A 16,851-nucleotide genomic window follows, 5' to 3' on the forward strand; every position below is an offset into this window, starting at 1 on the left:
ATGGCCGCGCCCCTCCGCGTCAAGCGCCAGCTCCCCTTCAGCCCCTGGCTGTTCGCCGCCCCCGGCCTGCTGATCACCGGCGCCTTCGTGCTCTACCCGTTCGTCTCCACCCTGGTGAACTCCTTCACCGACCGCCGCACCCTGGTCCCCGGCCACTTCGTGGGCCTCGCCAACTTCCGCGAACTGCTCCGCGACGAGATGTTCTGGACCGGACTGCGCAACAGCACCCTGTACGTCGTCGGCGTCGTACCCGCCCTCGTCGTCCTGCCGCTGCTGCTCGCCCTGCTGGTGCAGAAGAACATCCCCGGCATCACCTTCTTCCGCTCCGCCTTCTACACCCCGGTCGTCGCCTCCATCGTCGTGGTCGGGCTGATCTGGGTGTGGCTGCTGGACGAACGCGGGCTCGTGAACGCGCTGCTGGAGACGGTCGGGATCGGCCGGGTCGGCTTCCTCAGCGACCAGTGGCTGCTCCTGCTCAGCGCGATGGCCGTCACGGTGTGGAAGGGCCTCGGCTACTACATGATCATCTATCTCGCGGCGCTCGCGAACGTGCCGCGCGAACTGCACGCGGCCGCCGCCGTGGACGGCGCCGGACCGGTCCGCCGCTTCCTGTCGGTCACCGTGCCCGCCGTCCGCTCCACGATGGTGCTGGTCGCCGCGCTCTCCTCGGTCGCCGCCTTCAAGGTGTTCTCCGAGGTGTACCTGATGGCCGGACCCAGCGGCGGCCCGGCCGGCGAGGACACCACCCTCGTCATGCTCGTGCAGCGCACCGGCACCGGCCTCACCGGCCGCGTCGGCTACGCCTCCGCCCTCTCCGTCGTCGTCTTCGCCGTCACCGTCGCGCTGATGCTGCTCGTGCTGCGCGCCGACCGGAGGGAGGAGTCGTGAGCGTCCTGGAGAAGGTACGGCCCGAACGGCCGGCCGCCGCGGCCGGGGAACCGCGCGTCACCGACGAGCACGGCCGGCGCATCCGGATCGGCGAACTGGCCCTGCGCTACCTGCTGCTGCTCACCGTCCTCGCCCTGACCGTCGGCCCGTTCCTCTGGCAGCTGTCCACCTCGCTCAAGGGCCCCACCGAGGACATCTACAGCTCACCGCCCACGTTCCTGCCCGGCCACCCCACCGGACACAACTACGCACGGGTCGCCGACATCATCCCGGTCTGGGACTACGCGCTGAACTCCCTGAAGGTCGCCACCGCCAACGTCGTGACCAACTGCGTCGGTTCGGCGCTCGCCGGCTACGCCCTGGCCCGGCTGCGCTACCACGGCCGGCGCGCGACCACGATCGTCTTCGTCCTGGCGATGCTCGTGCCCGTCGAGGGCATCGTCATCGCCCAGTTCACCACCATGCGCGAACTCGGCCTGAACAACACGCTCGTCGGGGTCGTCCTGCCCGGCGCGATCGGCGCGATGAACGTGCTGCTGATGCGCAACGCCTTCCGCAACCTCCCCTACGAGATCGAGGAGGCCGCCTACGTCGACGGCGCCAACGTCTGGCAGCGGTTCTCGCGCGTCGCACTGCCGTCGGTGAAGGGCACCCTCGCCGTCGTCGCGATCTTCGCCTTCATGGGCGCGTGGGACGACTTCCTGTGGCCGCTCATCGTGCTCAGCGACCCGTCCCGGTTCACCCTCACCATCGGCCTCAACTACCTGCACGGCACCTTCGCCAACGACGAGCGGCTCGTCGCCGCCGGCACCGTGATCGCCGTGGCACCGCTCATCGCCCTCTTCGCCTGCCTCCAGCGGTACTTCTTCCGCGGGGTCGGCGAGGGCGCCGTCAAGGGCTGAACCCCGTACCGACCCGCGAGGACCAAGGACACCCATGCCCCCTGCCGTGCGCTTCGGCGTCAACTACACCCCGAGCGTCGGGTGGTTCCACCACTGGCTCGACTTCGACCTCGACTCCGTGCGCGCCGACCTCGACGCCATCGCCGCACTGGGCCTCGACCACATCCGCGTCTTCCCGCTCTGGCCGTACTTCCAGCCCAACCGCACCCTGATCCGCCCGCGGGCCGTCGAGCAGCTCATGGCCCTCGCCGACGCGGCGGCCGAGCGCGGTCTGGACGTCAACGTCGACGGCCTGCAAGGGCACTTGAGCAGCTTCGACTTCCTGCCCGCCTGGACCCGCACCTGGCACCGCCGCAACCTCTTCACCGACCCGGACGTGATCGACGGACAGGCCGCCTACCTGCGCACCCTGGCCGCCGCCCTCGCCGACCGGCCGGCCTTCCTCGGCATGACCGTCGGCAACGAGGTCAACCAGTTCGCCGCCGGACCGCACCCGGACCCGGACCGCATCACGGCCGAGGAGGCCGAGCGATGGCTGGTGCGGATGCTCGCCGCCTGCGCCGAGGGCGCCCCCGGCCGGCTCCATCTGCACGCCTCCTACGACGCCGCCTGGTACCAGGACGACCAGCCCTTCACCCCCGGCCACTCCGCCCGGCTCGGCGACGTCACCGCCGTGCACTCCTGGGTCTTCAACGGCACCGCCCAGCGGCACGGCCGCACCTCCGTGCCGGCCGAGCACCACGCCGCCTACCTCGTCGAGCTGAGCAAGGCCTGGGCCGACGCGCCGCACCGGCCGGTGTGGCTCCAGGAGGTCGGCGCCCCCGCCCCCCTGGTCCCCGCCGCGCACGCGGCCGCCTTCGCCGAGGCCACGGTCGCGAACGTGCTCGACTGCCCCGACCTGTGGGGCATCACCTGGTGGTGCTCCTACGACGTCCCGCGCGACCTCGCCGATTTCCCCGCACTCGAATACTCCCTGGGGCTGCTGACCGGCGAGCGGCGGCCGAAGGACATCGCCCGGGTCCTGGCCGACGCGGCCCGTGGGACACACACCCCGCCCGCCGTGCGCGGAACGGCCCTCGTCGTGCCCGCCGACCCGGCCCACCGCTCCCGCTGCGCCCCCGGCGGCCCGGTCTTCGACGCGTACTTCCGGCTGACCGCCGACGGCGCCCGGCCCACCACCGTGCTCGACACCCGCGCCGACGACAAGGAGCACCTCGCCGCGCGCGGCATCACCGAAATCGTCACTCCCGACCAGGTACTCCCCACCCCACAAGGAGGCACCCGCTCGTGAACCCCACCAGACGCACCGTCCTCATCGCCGCCACCGCGGCAGCCCTGGCACCCGCGCTGCCCGAAGCCGCCGTCGCGGCCCCGCGCACCGGCGCCGCGACCCCGCCGTACGCCTCGTACTGGTACCCGGACACCTTCCCCGCCGGCAGCCCCGGCCCCGGCATCACCTGGCGCAGCCTGAAGAGCTGGCGCGCCGCCGACGACGCCGACCTCGCCTTCAACGCCGCGTCCGTACCGCTCGCGCCCCGCTTCACCCCGACCCCGGCGAACAGCACCGCACGCTCCGGCCAGGCCCGGGTCCAGGCCCTGGTCTCCTTCGGCCCCACCGCCGCCAACCCCTCCCAGGGCGCGGCCACCGCCGACTACTACGCCCTCACCCACTGGTCGTACCTCGACGAGCTGGTCTTCTGGGGCGGTTCGGCGGGCGAGGGGCTGATCCTGGCGCCCAACGCGCCGGTCGTGGACGCCGCCCACCGGCACGGCGTCCCCGTCCTCGGCAACGTCTTCCTGCCCCCGGTGGCCTACGGCGGGCAGCTCCAGTGGACCCGCGACCTGGTGCGGAAGGACGCGAGCGGACACTTTCCGCTCGCCGCCCAGCTGGTCGCGGTGGCGGCGGCCCACGGCTTCGACGGCTGGTTCGTCAACGCCGAGACGGGCGGCGGCGACACCGCGCTCGGTACGGCCATGCTCGGCTTCGTCAAGGAGCTGAAGACCCTGGCGGCGGCCAGGGGACAGCGCGTGACCTGGTACGACGCCATGACCGTGAACGGCACGGTCAGCTGGCAGGGCGCCCTGAACAGCCAGAACGAGGCGTTCTTCCAGGCGGCCGACGACATGTTCGTCGACTTCCGGTGGAGCGCGGGCACCCTCGACTCCTCGGGCACGAGGGCCGACCGGCTCGGCCACGGCCGGTACGCGCTGTGGGCGGGCGTCGACGTCGAGTCGAACGGGTCCGGCACCTCGGTGGACTGGGACGCCGTCGTGCCCGCCGGGAAATCCCACACCACCTCGATCGGCCTGTACCGGCCCGAGTGGACCCGCAACCACCTGCCCGCCGACCGACGCGCCCCCGAGGACTTCCACGCGGCCGACGACCGGTTCTGGAGCGGACGGTCCCTCGATCCGTCCCGGCCGGACACGGGTGATCCCTGGCGGGCGCCCGCGGTGTCGGTGGCCGACCGCTCGACGGTGACCTCGCTGCCGTTCGCGAGTGTCTTCAACACCGGGCACGGGCTGCGCTGGTACGAGGAGGGCGCCGTCACCTCCGACAAGCCCTGGAACCACCTCGGGCTCCAGGACCGGCTGCCCTCCCGGCGCTGGGTGGTACGGACGCCGGGGCAGCGCCCTGCCGTCTCCTTCGACTTCGCCGACGCCTGGCGCGGCGGGAACAGCGTGCTGGTCGCCGGCGCCCTGGACGGACCGGCGGTGGTGGATCTGTACGCGACCCGGCTGCCGATCGCCGCGAACACCGTTGTCGAGCTGACGTACCGCGGCGAGGCTGGGGAGGTGGACGTCGAACTGGCGGTGGCGACGGGCGAACCGACGACGGCGGGGACGGCACCGCCGTACACCTGTCTGCCGGTGAACGCGGACAACAAGGCCTGCCGTGTGAAGACGGTCAACGGGTGGCAGACCGCGCGCCTTGCGCTCACCGGACTGTCCGGCACCGTCCACGCCCTCGGCGTCCGGCTCACCGCCGGCGCCGGACCGGTGCGCTGGCGACTGGGCGGGATCGCCGTCCACAACGCGCTCACCACGCCCTCCGCCCCCTTCGGTGCCCGCGTCACCGCGGCGAACGGCGGCGATCTCCGCCTCGCCTGGAACGCCGCCCCCGGCACCGTCCGCCACTACACCCTCCACCGTCTCCTCCCCGACGGCACCCGCCGCTTCCTCGGCGCCACCGGCCAGTGCGCCTTCTTCGCCGCCGGACTGGAGCCCGAGCGGCAGGAGAAGGCCGCACGGTTCGAACTGCGCGCCGTGGGGGAGCTCTACAACGCCTCGACCCCCGTGACCGTCACCCACCCCTGGTAACCACCCGGAACCCCGCAGGGAGCACCCCGCATGCATGACGACCGCACACTGGTGGAAGCCCGCCTCCGGCGCGTCCTCGACGAACGCGTCCGACCCGCCGTGTACCCCGAGTCCGTGCCGCTCAAGGTCGCGGTGTGGCACGCGCCCGGCGAGCCCGTACCGGTCGCGGAGGGGCTCGCCGCCGAGCCCGCGCCGATCGCCGTGGGCGCACGGTGGGGTGCTCCCTGGGGGACGAGCTGGTTCCGGGTGACCGGGACCGTGCCCGAGGCCTGGGCCGGCCGGACCGTCGAGGCCCTGCTCGACCTCGGCTTCGACGAGAACATGCCCGGCTTCCAGTGCGAGGGCCTGGTCTACCGGCCCGACGGCACCCCCGTGAAGGGCCTCAACCCCCGCAACCAGTGGGTCAGGATCGGCGCGCCCGTCGAGGGCGGCGAGGAGGTGCGCCTGCACATCGAGGCCGCGTCCAACCCGGTCGTCCTCGACTACCACCCCTTCCGGCCCACCGCGCTCGGGGACAAGGACACCGCCGGGACCGAGCCGCAGTACACGCTCACCCGCATGGACCTCGCCGTGTTCGACGAGACGGTGTGGCGCCTGGTGCTCGACCTGGAGGTGCTCGGCGAGCTGATGGCCGAGCTGCCCGTGGACTCCGCGCGCCGCCACGACATCCTGCGCGCCGTCGAACGGGCCCTGGACGCCGTGGACCTCCAGGACGTGGGCGGCACGGCGGAGCGCGCCCGGGAGCGGCTCACCGGTGTGCTGTCGGCGCCCGCAGTGCCGTCGGCGCACCGGATCAGCGCGGTCGGGCACGCGCACATCGACTCGGCGTGGCTGTGGCCGCTGCGCGAGACGGTCCGCAAGGTGGCCCGGACGACCTCCAACATGACCGCGCTGATCGAGGACGAGCCGGAGTTCGTCTTCGTCATGTCCCAGGCGCAGCAGTGGGCCTGGGTGAAGGAGCACCGGCCCGAGGTGTGGGCGCGGGTGAAGAAGGCCGTGGCGGAGGGGCGGTTCGTGCCGGCCGGCGGGATGTGGGTGGAGTCGGACACCAACATGCCCGGCTCGGAGGCGATGGCCCGGCAGTTCGTGCACGGGAAGCGGTTCTTCCTCGACGAGTTCGGTGTCGAGAACGAGGAGGCCTGGCTGCCCGACACCTTCGGCTTCGCGGCCGGTCTGCCGCAGATCATCAGGGCGGCGGGCTCCAAGTGGCTGCTGACGCAGAAGATCTCGTGGTCCCAGACCAACAAGTTCCCGCACCACACGTTCCTGTGGGAAGGCATCGACGGCACACGGATCTTCACGCACTTCCCGCCCGTCGACACCTACAACTGCTCCATGAAGGGCGCGGAGATCGCCCACGCGGCACGGAACTTCAAGGACAAGGGGAGGGCCCGGCACTCGCTCGCGCCCACCGGCTGGGGCGACGGGGGCGGCGGCACGACCCGGGAGATGGTCGCCAAGGCGGCCCGGCTGCGCGACCTCGAAGGGTCCGCCACCGTCGTCTGGGAGACACCCCGCGCCTTCTTCGAGAAGGCCGAGGCGGAGTACCCCGCGCCGCCCGTCTGGGCCGGCGAGCTGTACCTCGAACTGCACCGGGCGACCCTCACCAGCCAGGCCAGGACCAAGCAGGGCAACCGGCGCAGCGAGCACCTGCTGCGCGAGGCCGAGCTGTGGGCGGCCACCGCGGCCGTGCGCACCGGATTCCCCTACCCCTACGAGGAGCTGGACCGGATCTGGAAGACGGTCCTGCTGCACCAGTTCCACGACATCCTGCCCGGCTCGTCCATCGCCTGGGTGCACCGGGAGGCGCGGGCGACGTACGACCGTGTCGCCGGCGAGCTGACCGCGCTCGTCGAGGGCGCCCAGCGCGCGCTGGCCGGGGAGGGCACCACCGCGCTGGTCTTCAACGCGGCCCCGCACGGCCGCCACGGCGTCCCGGCGGGCGGGGCCGCGGCGGCCCCGGCCGGGCAGTCCGGGACGACCCTCACGGCGGGCCCGGACGGCGGTCACGTGCTGGACAACGGGCTGCTGCGGATCGCCGTCGACGGCCGCGGTCTGGTCGTCTCCGCGTACGACCTCGCCGCCGGCCGCGAGACGATCGCCCCCGGCACGGTCGCCGGTCTCCTCCAGCTGCACCCGGACTTCCCGAACATGTGGGACGCCTGGGACGTCGACTCCTTCTACCGCAACACCGTCACCGACCTCACGGACGCCGACTCGGTCACGGCCGGCGAGGACGGGGAGTCGGTGCGGGTCGTGCGGTCCTTCGGGGACTCCCGGGTCACCCAGGTGCTGTCGCTGCCGCCGGGGGAGAAGCGGCTGGTGCTGGACACCGAGGTCGACTGGCACGAGACGGAGAAGTTCCTGAAGCTGGCCTTCCCGCTCGACCTGCACGCCGAACGGTACGCGTCCGAGACGCAGTTCGGGCACGCCTTCAGGCCCACGCACACCAACACCTCGTGGGAGGCCGCCAAGTTCGAAGCGTGCAACCACCGCTTCGTGCACCTGGAGGAGCCGGGCTGGGGCGTCGCCGTCGTCAACGACTCGACGTACGGCCACGACGTGACCCGGAACGTGCGGACCGGCCAGGACCGCGGGACGACGACGACCGTGCGGGTCTCCCTGCTGCGCGCCCCGCGCTTCCCCGATCCCGAGACCGACCAGGGTGTACACCGGTTCCGGCACGCTCTGGTCCCCGGTGCGGCGATCGCGGACGCGGTCCGCGAGGGCTGGCGGATCAACCTGCCGGAGCGGCGCACGACCGGCGCCCACGAGGTCGCCCCGCTGGTCGCCGTGGACGACGACGCAGTCGTGGTCACGGCCGTGAAGCTGGCCGACGACGGCAGCGGCGACGTGGTGGTCCGCTTCCACGAGGCGCACGGCGGCCGGGCCCGGGCCACGCTCACGACCGGCTTCGAAGTCGCGGACGTCACGGTGACGGACCTGCTGGAACGGCCGGGCGGTGACGGGGAACCGCCGGTGCGCGACGGCGACCGGATCACCGTGGCGCTGCGGCCGTTCGAGCTGATGACGCTGCGGCTGCGCAGGGCGTGAGGCCGCGGTTGCCGGGGCGCCCGCCGCGGGTGCCCCGGCCACCCTCGTGGCTTTCCCCGGCACGGACACAGCCACGATGATGTGCCGATGAGACGAAGAAGGGTCCCCGACTCCACCTGGTCGGCCGAACCGGATCCCCTGCTGGCCCTCGCCCGGCGGGAGTTGGCGTTCTACGCGAGGACCTGCACCCGGGCCAGGCGGCTGCACCACGGCACCGAACTCGGCGCTCTGCTCACCACGTCGGTGACGGTCGTGGCCGCCGGTCTGCACGCCCCGGCCTGGCTGACCGCGCTGATCGCGGGCGGCGCCGTCTTCTTCACCGGCATGCGCCAGCTGTACGGCGCCGGCTCGCGCTGGGTGCTCGCCGCGCAGGCGCGAGAGTCGCTGCGCCGGGCCCTGGACCGCTATCTGCTCCTGCCGGAGGCCGAACGCGACGCGACGGTCCGCCGGGCCCTGCAGACGGTGGTCGAGGAGGTCGGCGCGAACGAACTGCGCGCCTGGTCCGAGGCACAGGGAGGGCGCACCGAACCGCCACTGCCGTCGGTGGGAGCGTGACCGGACCGCGCACGAGGGGATTGCCCGGCGCGGCTACGGCCTCCGAGCCGCGCCCGCCAGCCGCGTGGGCGGCAGGTACTCGCGCACGTACGTCCGCTCCCAGCACGCGCCCGTCTCCCGCAGCTCCCGCCGGCTGGTGTAGCGGTAGCGGAAGAGACGGGCCCGGACGTAGCGGGGCGGCGTGTCTGGCGGGAAGGGGGAGCGGCGCAGCAGCCGCAGCGTGTCCCGGTCGTTCTCCAGCAGCCGCTCCACCAGAGCGCCGAACCAGTCCCCGGCGTACGCGGGCGACAGCGCCGCGAACCACATCAGCCAGTCCAGGCGCAGATGGTAGGGCGCGAACTGGCGCGGCCAGCGCCGTGGATCACCCGGTTTCCCCTTGAACTCGTACTCCCGCCAGTCCGAGTCCTCGCGGGGCCCCTCGTCCGGCGTGCCCTCCACCACCACCTCGTAGCGCACCCGGCTGACACTGCCGAAGGCGCCGTAGGTGTTCACCAGGTGGAGGGGGTCGAAGGAGCGGTTCATGACCTGGCGGCGGGAGATCATGTTCGTCACCGGGTGGTAGCTCAGGAAGAGCAGCAGCGCGGCGACGGCGAGCAGCAGGACCTCGTACCAGAGCGGCGGCGGCGGCACGGACGGGGCGGATCCCGGCAGCCGCAGCGCGGACAGGGCCAGCACGATCGTGACCCAGTTCAGCCAGGAGAAGTTGCCGGACAGCACCAGCCACAGCTGGGTGACGATCATCAGGGCCGCCGCGGCCGAGGCGACCGGCTGCGGGGTGAACAGCAGGACCGGCACGACCAGTTGGGTCAGATGGTTGGCGGCCACCTCGGCCCGGTGCACGGGCTTCGGCAGATGGTGGAAGAACCAGCTCAGCGGGCCCGGCATCGGCTGCGTCTCGTGGTGGTAGTCCAGACAGGTCAGCTTCCGCCAGCAGGCGTCGCCCCTCAGCTTGATCAGCCCGGCGCCGAACTCCACCCGGAACAGGATCCAGCGGAGAAGGAACAGCACGACCACGGGCGGCGCGACGTCGTCGTTGCCGAGGAACGCGGCGAGGAAGCCCGTCTCCAGCAGCAGTGACTCCCAGCCGAACGCGTACCAGGTCTGGCCCACGTTGACGATCGACAGGTACAGCGCCCAGGGCACCAGCCACAGCAGGATCCCCGCCCACAGCGGCAGTTCGGAGTCCGCCCCGGCGAGCAGGGCCGCCGACACCGCGCAGCCCGCCCAGGCACAGGCCGCGAAGAAGCCGTCCGAGTAGCGCCACTGGAACAGGCTCGGGGCCCGCCGGAAGGGCACCCGCGCCACGAAGCGGGGGATCGGCAGCATGCCGCGCTCCCCGAGGAGCGCCCGGAACTGGAGCGCCGCCGTCAGGAACGCGACGAGATACAGCGCGGCCAGACCCCGCTGGAGGACCAGCCGGCTCCACCAGTAGTCGGGTGCGGTGAACCAGTCCACGGCGGTGCGCGCCCTTCTTCGCGGCCAGGCGTTCCCCGAGTTGCCAGTCAAACGAGTGCAATGCAGACAATAGTCCCGAATTACCCACAGTGATGCGGAGTATGCGGTGCGGATACCCACCCGATCCATCGGCATGGCCTGCGTGCTCTTGGTGGCGCTGCTCGTGACCGGCTGCGCCGGCATGGGCGTCAAGGAGGCCCAGACGGGTGAAGAGCTCTTCCTCGAGCCCGCCGGGGCCCGGGGTGCCGAGCCCTTCACCGACTCGACGGCCGCCGTCGCCGCCGCGCCACCGACCCCTCCGTCGCCCACCACCGCGGCGGCGTCGCAGTCGGTGACGCTCTCCGAGCGGGCCCTCGCGCCGCTGCGCCCGACGCGGACCCTCTCCGGGGCGACGCCCGGCCTCTACCGGGGCGCCGTGCACGTCGCCGGCTGCGACGTCGAGCGGCAGATCGGCTACCTGGCGGCGGACCCGGCCCGGGGCGAGGCCTTCGCCACCGCGCTGAACGTCACCCCGTCGCAGGTGCCCCGGCACCTGCGGAGTCTGACCCCGGTCGTGCTCCGCGCCGACACCCGCGTCACGAACAACGGCTACCGCGAAGGGCAGGCGGTCCAGTACCAGTCCGTGCTGCAGGCCGGCACCGCCGTCCTCGTGGACGACCGGGGCGTGCCCCGCGTCCGCTGCGCCTGCGGCAACCCGCTCGGGCCACCGGGGTCGGCCCGCGGCGTCGGCGTCAGCGGCTCCGCCTGGCCCGCCTACGAACCGAACCAGGTGGTCGTGGTGACCCCGGCACCCCGCGCCGTCGCCAGTCTCACGCTCCTCGACGCCGACGGACGCACCTGGATCGAACGCCGGACCGGTCAGGACGTCCGCCACGACCGCGTCGTCCCCGCGCCCGACGGGGCCGCCGCCACCGCGCCCGCCGACCCGGCGCACCAGGGCGCCACCGGCGCGCAGACGCCGGACACCGGACAGCCCAGCGCCGGGGGGAGCGGGCCGGCCACGCCACCGCCCTCCGCCGCGGCCCGGGCGGACGGGCGCGCCGCGCCCGCGGACGGCACCACTCGGTCGCCGGGACCGGGTCTCCCGGCCCTCCCGAAGGCACCGGCCGCCCATGTCCCCCAGCCGGACCCGCTCGACGAGATCGGTCCGCCCGCCGTCCCGGAGCTCCCGGACCCGCCCGACGGCGGCGGGCTGATCCCGGACGACGTCCCGGGCCCGCCGGGGGGCGACGTCCCGGACCCGCCCGGCGACGGCGTACCGGAGGCCGACGGGCCGCCGGACGCGCCGGACCCGACGGGAGCCGTACCCGACGGCCTACCGGACGCCCAGGACGGCTGAGCCCGCCACCGCGACCCGGGAGCGGCGGCCGGCCCGGACGGCGAAGCCGATCAAGTCGAATAATCGGGCGAATCCTGGCAAGGTGGGCGCATGGCTGATCGGGGAGCGGGTGCTCTGTCACTCCCGGAGGACTGGCCCGCCCATCCGGACCCGATTCTCGCGCTCAACCACATGGGCAGCTTCGACTGGGACCTGGACGCCGGTCTCTTCCACATGGACGCGCAGGCCTTCGAGGTGTTCGACCTGCTGCCCGAGGAGTACGACGGCCGCCCCGAATCGCTGAGCCGGCGGGTGCCGCCGCCGGAGGCCGCCCGGCTCGACTCGGTGGTCGCCCGGGCCATCAAGGACGGCAGCGAGAACTACGGCGCCTACTTCCGCATCCGCTGCCGCGACGGCACCTCGCGCTGGACCCACACCCAGGGCTACATCCGGCGCGACGGCTCCGGCCGCCCGCGCCGGGTCGTCGGCATCGTCCGCGACGCCACCGAGGAACTCGCCGACAGCGCCGCCCGCAGCCTGCGCGCCGCCCAGGACGAGGCCTTCCGCCAGCAGACCAACATCGTGCAGGTCGTCTCCGCCGCCCTCGCCCACGCCCGGAGCGTCCAGGACGTCATCGACATCCTCAAGGACACCCACGGCATCGAGAACCTCGGCGCCGCAAGCCTGGTCATGGGCCTGGTGGAGGCGGGCCGCATCCGGCTCGTCGCGGAGGGCCCGGCCGGCAGCTTCGTCCCCGGCACCCGCGTCACCCGCACGGACGAGCCGTATCCGATGAGCGAGGTCGTCCGCACGCTCGTCCCGCGGTTCATCGAGTCGCCGGAGGAGTTCGCCGACCACTACCCCATCCTCTGGCCCCACCTCACCGACCTGCACATCACCTCGGCCGCCTATCTGCCCCTGATCGCCCAGGCCCGCCCGATCGGGGCCATGGGCCTGCTGTACGACGACCGGCGCGGCTTCTCGGACGAGGAGCGGGCCGTGCTCGTCGCGCTCGGCAGCAGCATCGGGCAGAGCCTCATGCGCGCCATGCTCTACGAGCAGGACAAGGACGTGGCCCAGGGGCTCCAGCAGGCCATGCTGCCCCGCACCATCCCCAGCGTGCGCGGCGCCGACGTCGCCGTCCGCTACCGGTCGGCGGCGGTGGGCCGGGACATCGGCGGCGACTGGTACGACCTGATCCCGCTGCCCGGCGGCCGCGTCGGCGCGGTCATCGGCGACGTCCAGGGGCACGACACGCACGCGGCGGCGGTGATGGGGCAGCTGCGGATCGTGCTGCGCGCCTACGCCGCCGAGGGGCACCCCCCGGCCACCGTGATGGCCCGCGCCTCGGTCTTCCTCCACGAACTCGACACCGACCGCTTCGCCACCTGCCTGTACGCGGAGGCCGACCTGTCCACCGGAGTCGTCCAGGCGGTCCGCGCCGGGCACATCGACCCGCTGCTCCGGGACGCCGACGGCACCTGCCGGCGCGTCCCCGTTCCGGGCGGGCTCCCGCTCGGCCTGTCCGCCGAATTCGGCCGTCTGGAGTACCCGGTCTGCACCCTCGAACTCGATCCCGGCCACACCCTGCTGCTGTGCACCGACGGGCTCGTCGAACGGCCCGGCGCCGACCTCGACGACGGCATGCGCGGCCTCGCGGACCTCATCGCGGACGGCCCGGACGACGTGCGCGCCCTCGCCGACCTGCTGATCCGGATGGCCGAGCGGCAGGGCGGCGAGGACGACGTCGCCCTGCTCCTGCTGCGTCGTCGCGTCCCGGAGGCTCCCCGGGCGGGCGGCAGGCTCCAGCAGCACGTGGCGCCCGGCGACCCCGAGGCCCTCGCCCAGGCCCGCCACATGATCCGCGCCGCCGTCCGCTCCTGGGGCGCCCATGACCGCGCCGACGAGGTCGAGCTGGTCGCCGACGAGCTGATCACCAACGCGCTGATGCACACCGAGGGCGCGGCGATCGTCACGCTGCGGGCCCTGGAGGGCGCCGGCCGCAGGCTCCGCATCGAGGTCGAGGACGCCTCCAGCGCCCTGCCGCGCCGCCGCGAGGCGGGGGAGGACGGCGTCTCCGGCCGCGGCCTGCTCCTCGTCGACCGGCTCGCCGACGTCTGGGGCGTGGAGGCACGCGGCGGCGGCAAGGCGGTGTGGTGCGAGTTCCTGGTGCCCTAGGCCCCAGCGGGACGGCGGCGCGCCTGGCGTCGTCGGTGGCGGATGGCACCCTGGACGTATGCCGGAACTGCCCGAGGTAGAAGCGCTGACGGACTTCCTCACCGAGCACCTGGTCGGCCGCCGGGTGGTGCGGGTGCTGCCCGTCGCCATCAGTGTCCTGAAGACCTACGACCCGCCGGTCACCGCCCTGGAGGGCGCCGAGGTGACGGCCGTGCGCCGGTACGGCAAGTTCCTCGACCTGGAGGCGGACAGCGGGCTGCATCTGGTGACGCACCTCGCCCGTGCGGGCTGGCTGCAGTGGAAGGACCGGCTGCCCGACGGTCCGCCCAAGCCGGGGAAGGGCCCCCTCGCGCTCCGCGTGGCGCTGGAGACCGGTGAGGGTTTCGACCTCACCGAGGCCGGCACCCAGAAGCGCCTCGCGGTGTACGTCGTCCGTGACCCCGGTGAGGTCCCCGGTGTCGCCCGGCTCGGCCCGGACCCGCTCGCCGACGACTTCGACGAGGCCCGCTTCGCCGCGCTCCTGAAGGACGAGAGACGGCAGCTCAAGGGGGCGCTGCGGGACCAGTCCCTGATCGCCGGCGTCGGCAACGCCTACAGCGACGAGATCCTGCACGCCGCGAAGATGTCGCCGTTCAAGCTGGCGTCCTCGCTCACCCCGGACGAGACCCACCACCTCTACGAGGCGCTGCGCACCACGCTCACCGAGGCGGTCGAACGCTCCCGCGGAGTGGCCGCCGGACGCCTGAAGGCCGAGAAGAAGAGCGGCCTGCGGGTGCACGGCCGCACCGGCGAGCCCTGCCCGGTCTGCGGGGACACCATCCGCGAGGTCTCCTTCAGCGACTCCTCGCTGCAGTACTGCCCCACCTGCCAGACGGGCGGCAAACCCCTGGCGGACCGCCGGCTCTCCCGGCTCCTGAAGTGAGGGGCGGGTCAGCGCCGGCTGTTCCGAAAGCCGATCACCACGGCGCCCCACCAGCGTCGACACGCACATGGAGCGAGACCCACGCACAGGCCCAGAGTCCGAGGCTGACGGCGACCGCCGCCGCCGCGACCGTCACCAGGTGTCGTACAGGTTGCTCGTGACGTTACCGGGACTCCAGGGTGACCAGCCGCTCGCCGTCCGCCGTGCGGACCTCGTAGCGGGCGATCTCGTCCGGGTGCATCTGGGCGGCGCCGAGGGTGGTCGTGGGATGGGTCCCGTTCGCCGGATTGGCCCAGCCGGCGACGACCTGTTCGGTGCCGTCGTCGCCGATCGCGACGAGCCGGCAGACGTGCGAGCCCGACCCGTCCTTCACCTCCAGCCGCAGATCGCTGCCCCAGTCCTCGTCCGCGGTGGTCACCCGGGCCCACACCCCGGTCCGCGGGTCGGTCGCCGCCGTGGTGCGCGCGGTCGGCTGCGCGTGGCCGGAGAAGGCCACGATCCCGGATCCGGCCACGGCGAGCACCACCGAGGCGGCCAGCCCGTACAGCGCCCGGCGCCGGCGTGAGCGGCGACGCAGCGAGATGTCACCGAGCAGCCGGTCCAGCAGCCGCGGCCCGGGCTGCGCCATGGGGTGCACGAAGCGCGGCGTCGCCCGGCGGTAGAGCAACAGCTGCCGGGCCGTGGGCCCGAACTCGGTCACCTCTGCCGCGCACCGGGGGCACTCCATGAGGTGGTCCTCGAAGCGGAAGGCCTCCGCCTCGTCCAGCACGCCGAGCGCGTACGCGCCGACGTCGCGATGCCGTTCCAGGGACCTCATGCCGAATCCTCGTGCCGAAGGGTATGGGTGGGGTTACTCCTTGCTCCCACCCGTACGCAGCCGACAGCCGAATCACTCAAGCCACGCACAGAATCCCGGACAAGAGATTCGGAGCGGCCCGGCCCGCGGATTGGTGTGAATTCCGGACGGTTCAGAAGAGGTGGATCGCGAGGTGCCCGAGGGGCAGCCCGAGCCGCCAGGCCGGCGTCCACACCTTCGGCCCGTCGTCCTCGCCGAACACCGCCGGACCGCCCGGGACCGCGTCCAGGTCCGGCGCGAGCAGCTCGGTCTCCTCCAGCCAGCGCCAGGCCTCCGCCGCGAGGGCGAGATCCGGCGAGGGTGTGCCGGCACCGGCGTCCCCGGCGGTCAGCTCGGCCATGCGCGTGCGCACCCAGTCCCGCCACGGCTGGTCGTAGGCGGTCAGCGACAGCCAGTTCTCCAGCTGAGAGATCACCCGGATGCCGGACAGCTCCCCGTCGGTGTCGGACAGGAAGACGGTCAGCGCCAGCGCGTCCCGCCCGGCCCGGAACTCGAAGGACGTCGGCGGCATCAGATCGCCGGTGCGCAACAACTCGTCGGCGATGTACTCGGCGTACAACCAGGCCATGGGGACGGTCAGTTCACCGCCGCCTGTGCCGTCCGTGCTCTCGTGACCTCTGTGCAGCATCCCTTCCTGCCCTTCCTCCGGTACGTGCGCGTCGCCCGAGCCTCTCGGGATCGCGGTCCCCGCCGCCGCCCGGAACGCGGATGAGGACAGCCCATTGCCCGAACGGGGCCCACAGCAAGGCGCTTTGCCGAGGTTTGACCCGGCTCCCGGTTTCAGTGCAGGTCGGCCGCATAACCCGGAAGGACCCGGCGCAGGGCGCGGAGCGCGTAGAACGCGCGAGATTTCACGGTACCGGGTGGAATACCCAGGGTCCGCGCCGCTTCCGCCACACTGGCCCCGCGGAAGTACACGAGTACGAGGACGTCACGGTGCTCCGGAGTGAGTGTCTTCACAGCCTCCCGGACGTCCAGCACGGCGGCGGCCCGCTCGGCGTGGTCGGCGGTCACCCGGGCGTCCTCCGGGACCGCGTCGCCGACCTCGGGCGGCCGGGCCTGCCGGGCCCGCCGCGCGTCGATCGCGAGCCGCCGCGCCACGGTCAGCAGCCAGGGCCGTACGGAGTCGAAGGCGTCGGCGTGCAGCGCCTCGGGGTGCTGCCAGGCGCGCACCAGGGTCTCCTGGGCGAGGTCCTCGGCGCGCTGCCGGTCCCCGTCGCACAGTCTGAGCAGCAGGGCGAAGAGGGGCCCGCCGTGCTCGCGCTGGAGCGCGGCCAGCTCGTGCTCGGCGGTCGTCGTCCCGTGGGTCGGTGTCGTCGTCCCGCGGATCACTGAGGTTCCGGCCGTCATGGGCGTATGCCAGCGCAGGGCGCCGCGCCGGGAAAGGGGGCGGGCACGGCTC

13 protein-coding genes are annotated in these 16,851 nt (G+C 73.2%); 9 read left to right on the forward strand and 4 right to left on the reverse strand.

The features are described from left to right. From ACF08B_RS02265 to ACF08B_RS02290, 6 genes are all read left to right on the forward strand, one after another. The gene (locus ACF08B_RS02265) at positions 1 to 888 is read left to right on the forward strand and encodes a carbohydrate ABC transporter permease (protein WP_392315631.1); all 888 of its coding nucleotides are present in this window, start codon (positions 1 to 3) and stop codon (positions 886 to 888) included. Then, entirely contained in the window at positions 885 to 1,790 is a 906-nt protein-coding gene (locus tag ACF08B_RS02270) for a carbohydrate ABC transporter permease (protein WP_392315632.1), read from the forward strand. Before ACF08B_RS02265 ends, ACF08B_RS02270 begins: the two co-directional genes overlap by 4 nt. A 34-nt stretch (positions 1,791 to 1,824) precedes the next feature. Continuing rightward, positions 1,825 to 3,081, forward strand: coding sequence for a glycosyl hydrolase (locus ACF08B_RS02275; RefSeq protein ID WP_392315633.1), 1,257 nt, complete (start codon positions 1,825 to 1,827; stop codon positions 3,079 to 3,081). Then, entirely contained in the window at positions 3,078 to 5,111 is a 2,034-nt protein-coding gene (locus tag ACF08B_RS02280; protein ID WP_392315634.1) for an endo-beta-N-acetylglucosaminidase, read from the forward strand. The genes ACF08B_RS02275 and ACF08B_RS02280 overlap by 4 nt, the downstream gene beginning before the upstream one ends. A 30-nt stretch (positions 5,112 to 5,141) precedes the next feature. Further along, entirely contained in the window at positions 5,142 to 8,165 is a 3,024-nt protein-coding gene (locus ACF08B_RS02285; protein WP_392315635.1) for an alpha-mannosidase, read from the forward strand. An 87-nt stretch (positions 8,166 to 8,252) separates the two neighbouring features. Continuing rightward, the gene (locus ACF08B_RS02290; RefSeq protein ID WP_392315636.1) at positions 8,253 to 8,720 is read left to right on the forward strand and encodes a DUF4231 domain-containing protein; all 468 of its coding nucleotides are present in this window, start codon (positions 8,253 to 8,255) and stop codon (positions 8,718 to 8,720) included. A gap of 33 nt (positions 8,721 to 8,753) precedes the next feature. Here the strand turns inward: ACF08B_RS02290 and ACF08B_RS02295 are convergent, their stop codons facing one another. Next, a complete protein-coding gene (locus tag ACF08B_RS02295; RefSeq protein ID WP_392315637.1) occupies positions 8,754 to 10,175 on the reverse strand; it encodes a lipase maturation factor family protein in 1,422 nt (473 codons plus the stop codon). A 106-nt stretch (positions 10,176 to 10,281) separates the two neighbouring features. Between ACF08B_RS02295 and ACF08B_RS02300 the strand changes: the two genes are divergently transcribed. From ACF08B_RS02300 to ACF08B_RS02310, 3 genes are all read left to right on the forward strand, one after another. After that, a complete protein-coding gene (locus tag ACF08B_RS02300; protein ID WP_392315638.1) occupies positions 10,282 to 11,514 on the forward strand; it encodes a DUF6777 domain-containing protein in 1,233 nt (410 codons plus the stop codon). Between the two features lie 90 nt (positions 11,515 to 11,604). Further along, the gene (locus tag ACF08B_RS02305) at positions 11,605 to 13,671 is read left to right on the forward strand and encodes a SpoIIE family protein phosphatase (protein ID WP_392315639.1); all 2,067 of its coding nucleotides are present in this window, start codon (positions 11,605 to 11,607) and stop codon (positions 13,669 to 13,671) included. Positions 13,672 to 13,729: 58 nt separating this feature from the next. After that, positions 13,730 to 14,593: an Fpg/Nei family DNA glycosylase gene (locus tag ACF08B_RS02310; RefSeq protein WP_392315640.1), complete on the forward strand. Its 864-nt coding sequence runs from the start codon at positions 13,730 to 13,732 to the stop codon at positions 14,591 to 14,593. 163 nt (positions 14,594 to 14,756) lie between these two features. Here ACF08B_RS02310 and ACF08B_RS02315 read toward each other — a convergent pair whose 3' ends face one another. The 3 genes from ACF08B_RS02315 to ACF08B_RS02325 form a co-directional block, all read right to left on the reverse strand. Further along, positions 14,757 to 15,410, reverse strand: coding sequence for a zf-HC2 domain-containing protein (locus tag ACF08B_RS02315; protein ID WP_392315641.1), 654 nt, complete (start codon positions 15,408 to 15,410; stop codon positions 14,757 to 14,759). Positions 15,411 to 15,561: 151 nt separating this feature from the next. Continuing rightward, positions 15,562 to 16,077 (reverse strand): hypothetical protein, encoded by a 516-nt coding sequence (locus ACF08B_RS02320; protein ID WP_093472805.1) that lies wholly within the window; start codon positions 16,075 to 16,077, stop codon positions 15,562 to 15,564. 152 nt (positions 16,078 to 16,229) lie between these two features. Then, positions 16,230 to 16,799 (reverse strand): sigma-70 family RNA polymerase sigma factor, encoded by a 570-nt coding sequence (locus ACF08B_RS02325; RefSeq protein WP_123440487.1) that lies wholly within the window; start codon positions 16,797 to 16,799, stop codon positions 16,230 to 16,232. Positions 16,800 to 16,851: the final 52 nt, after the last annotated feature.

It is taken from the genome of Streptomyces sp. NPDC015139, assembly GCF_043079785.1.
GTDB lineage: Bacteria > Actinomycetota > Actinomycetes > Streptomycetales > Streptomycetaceae > Streptomyces > Streptomyces albidocamelliae.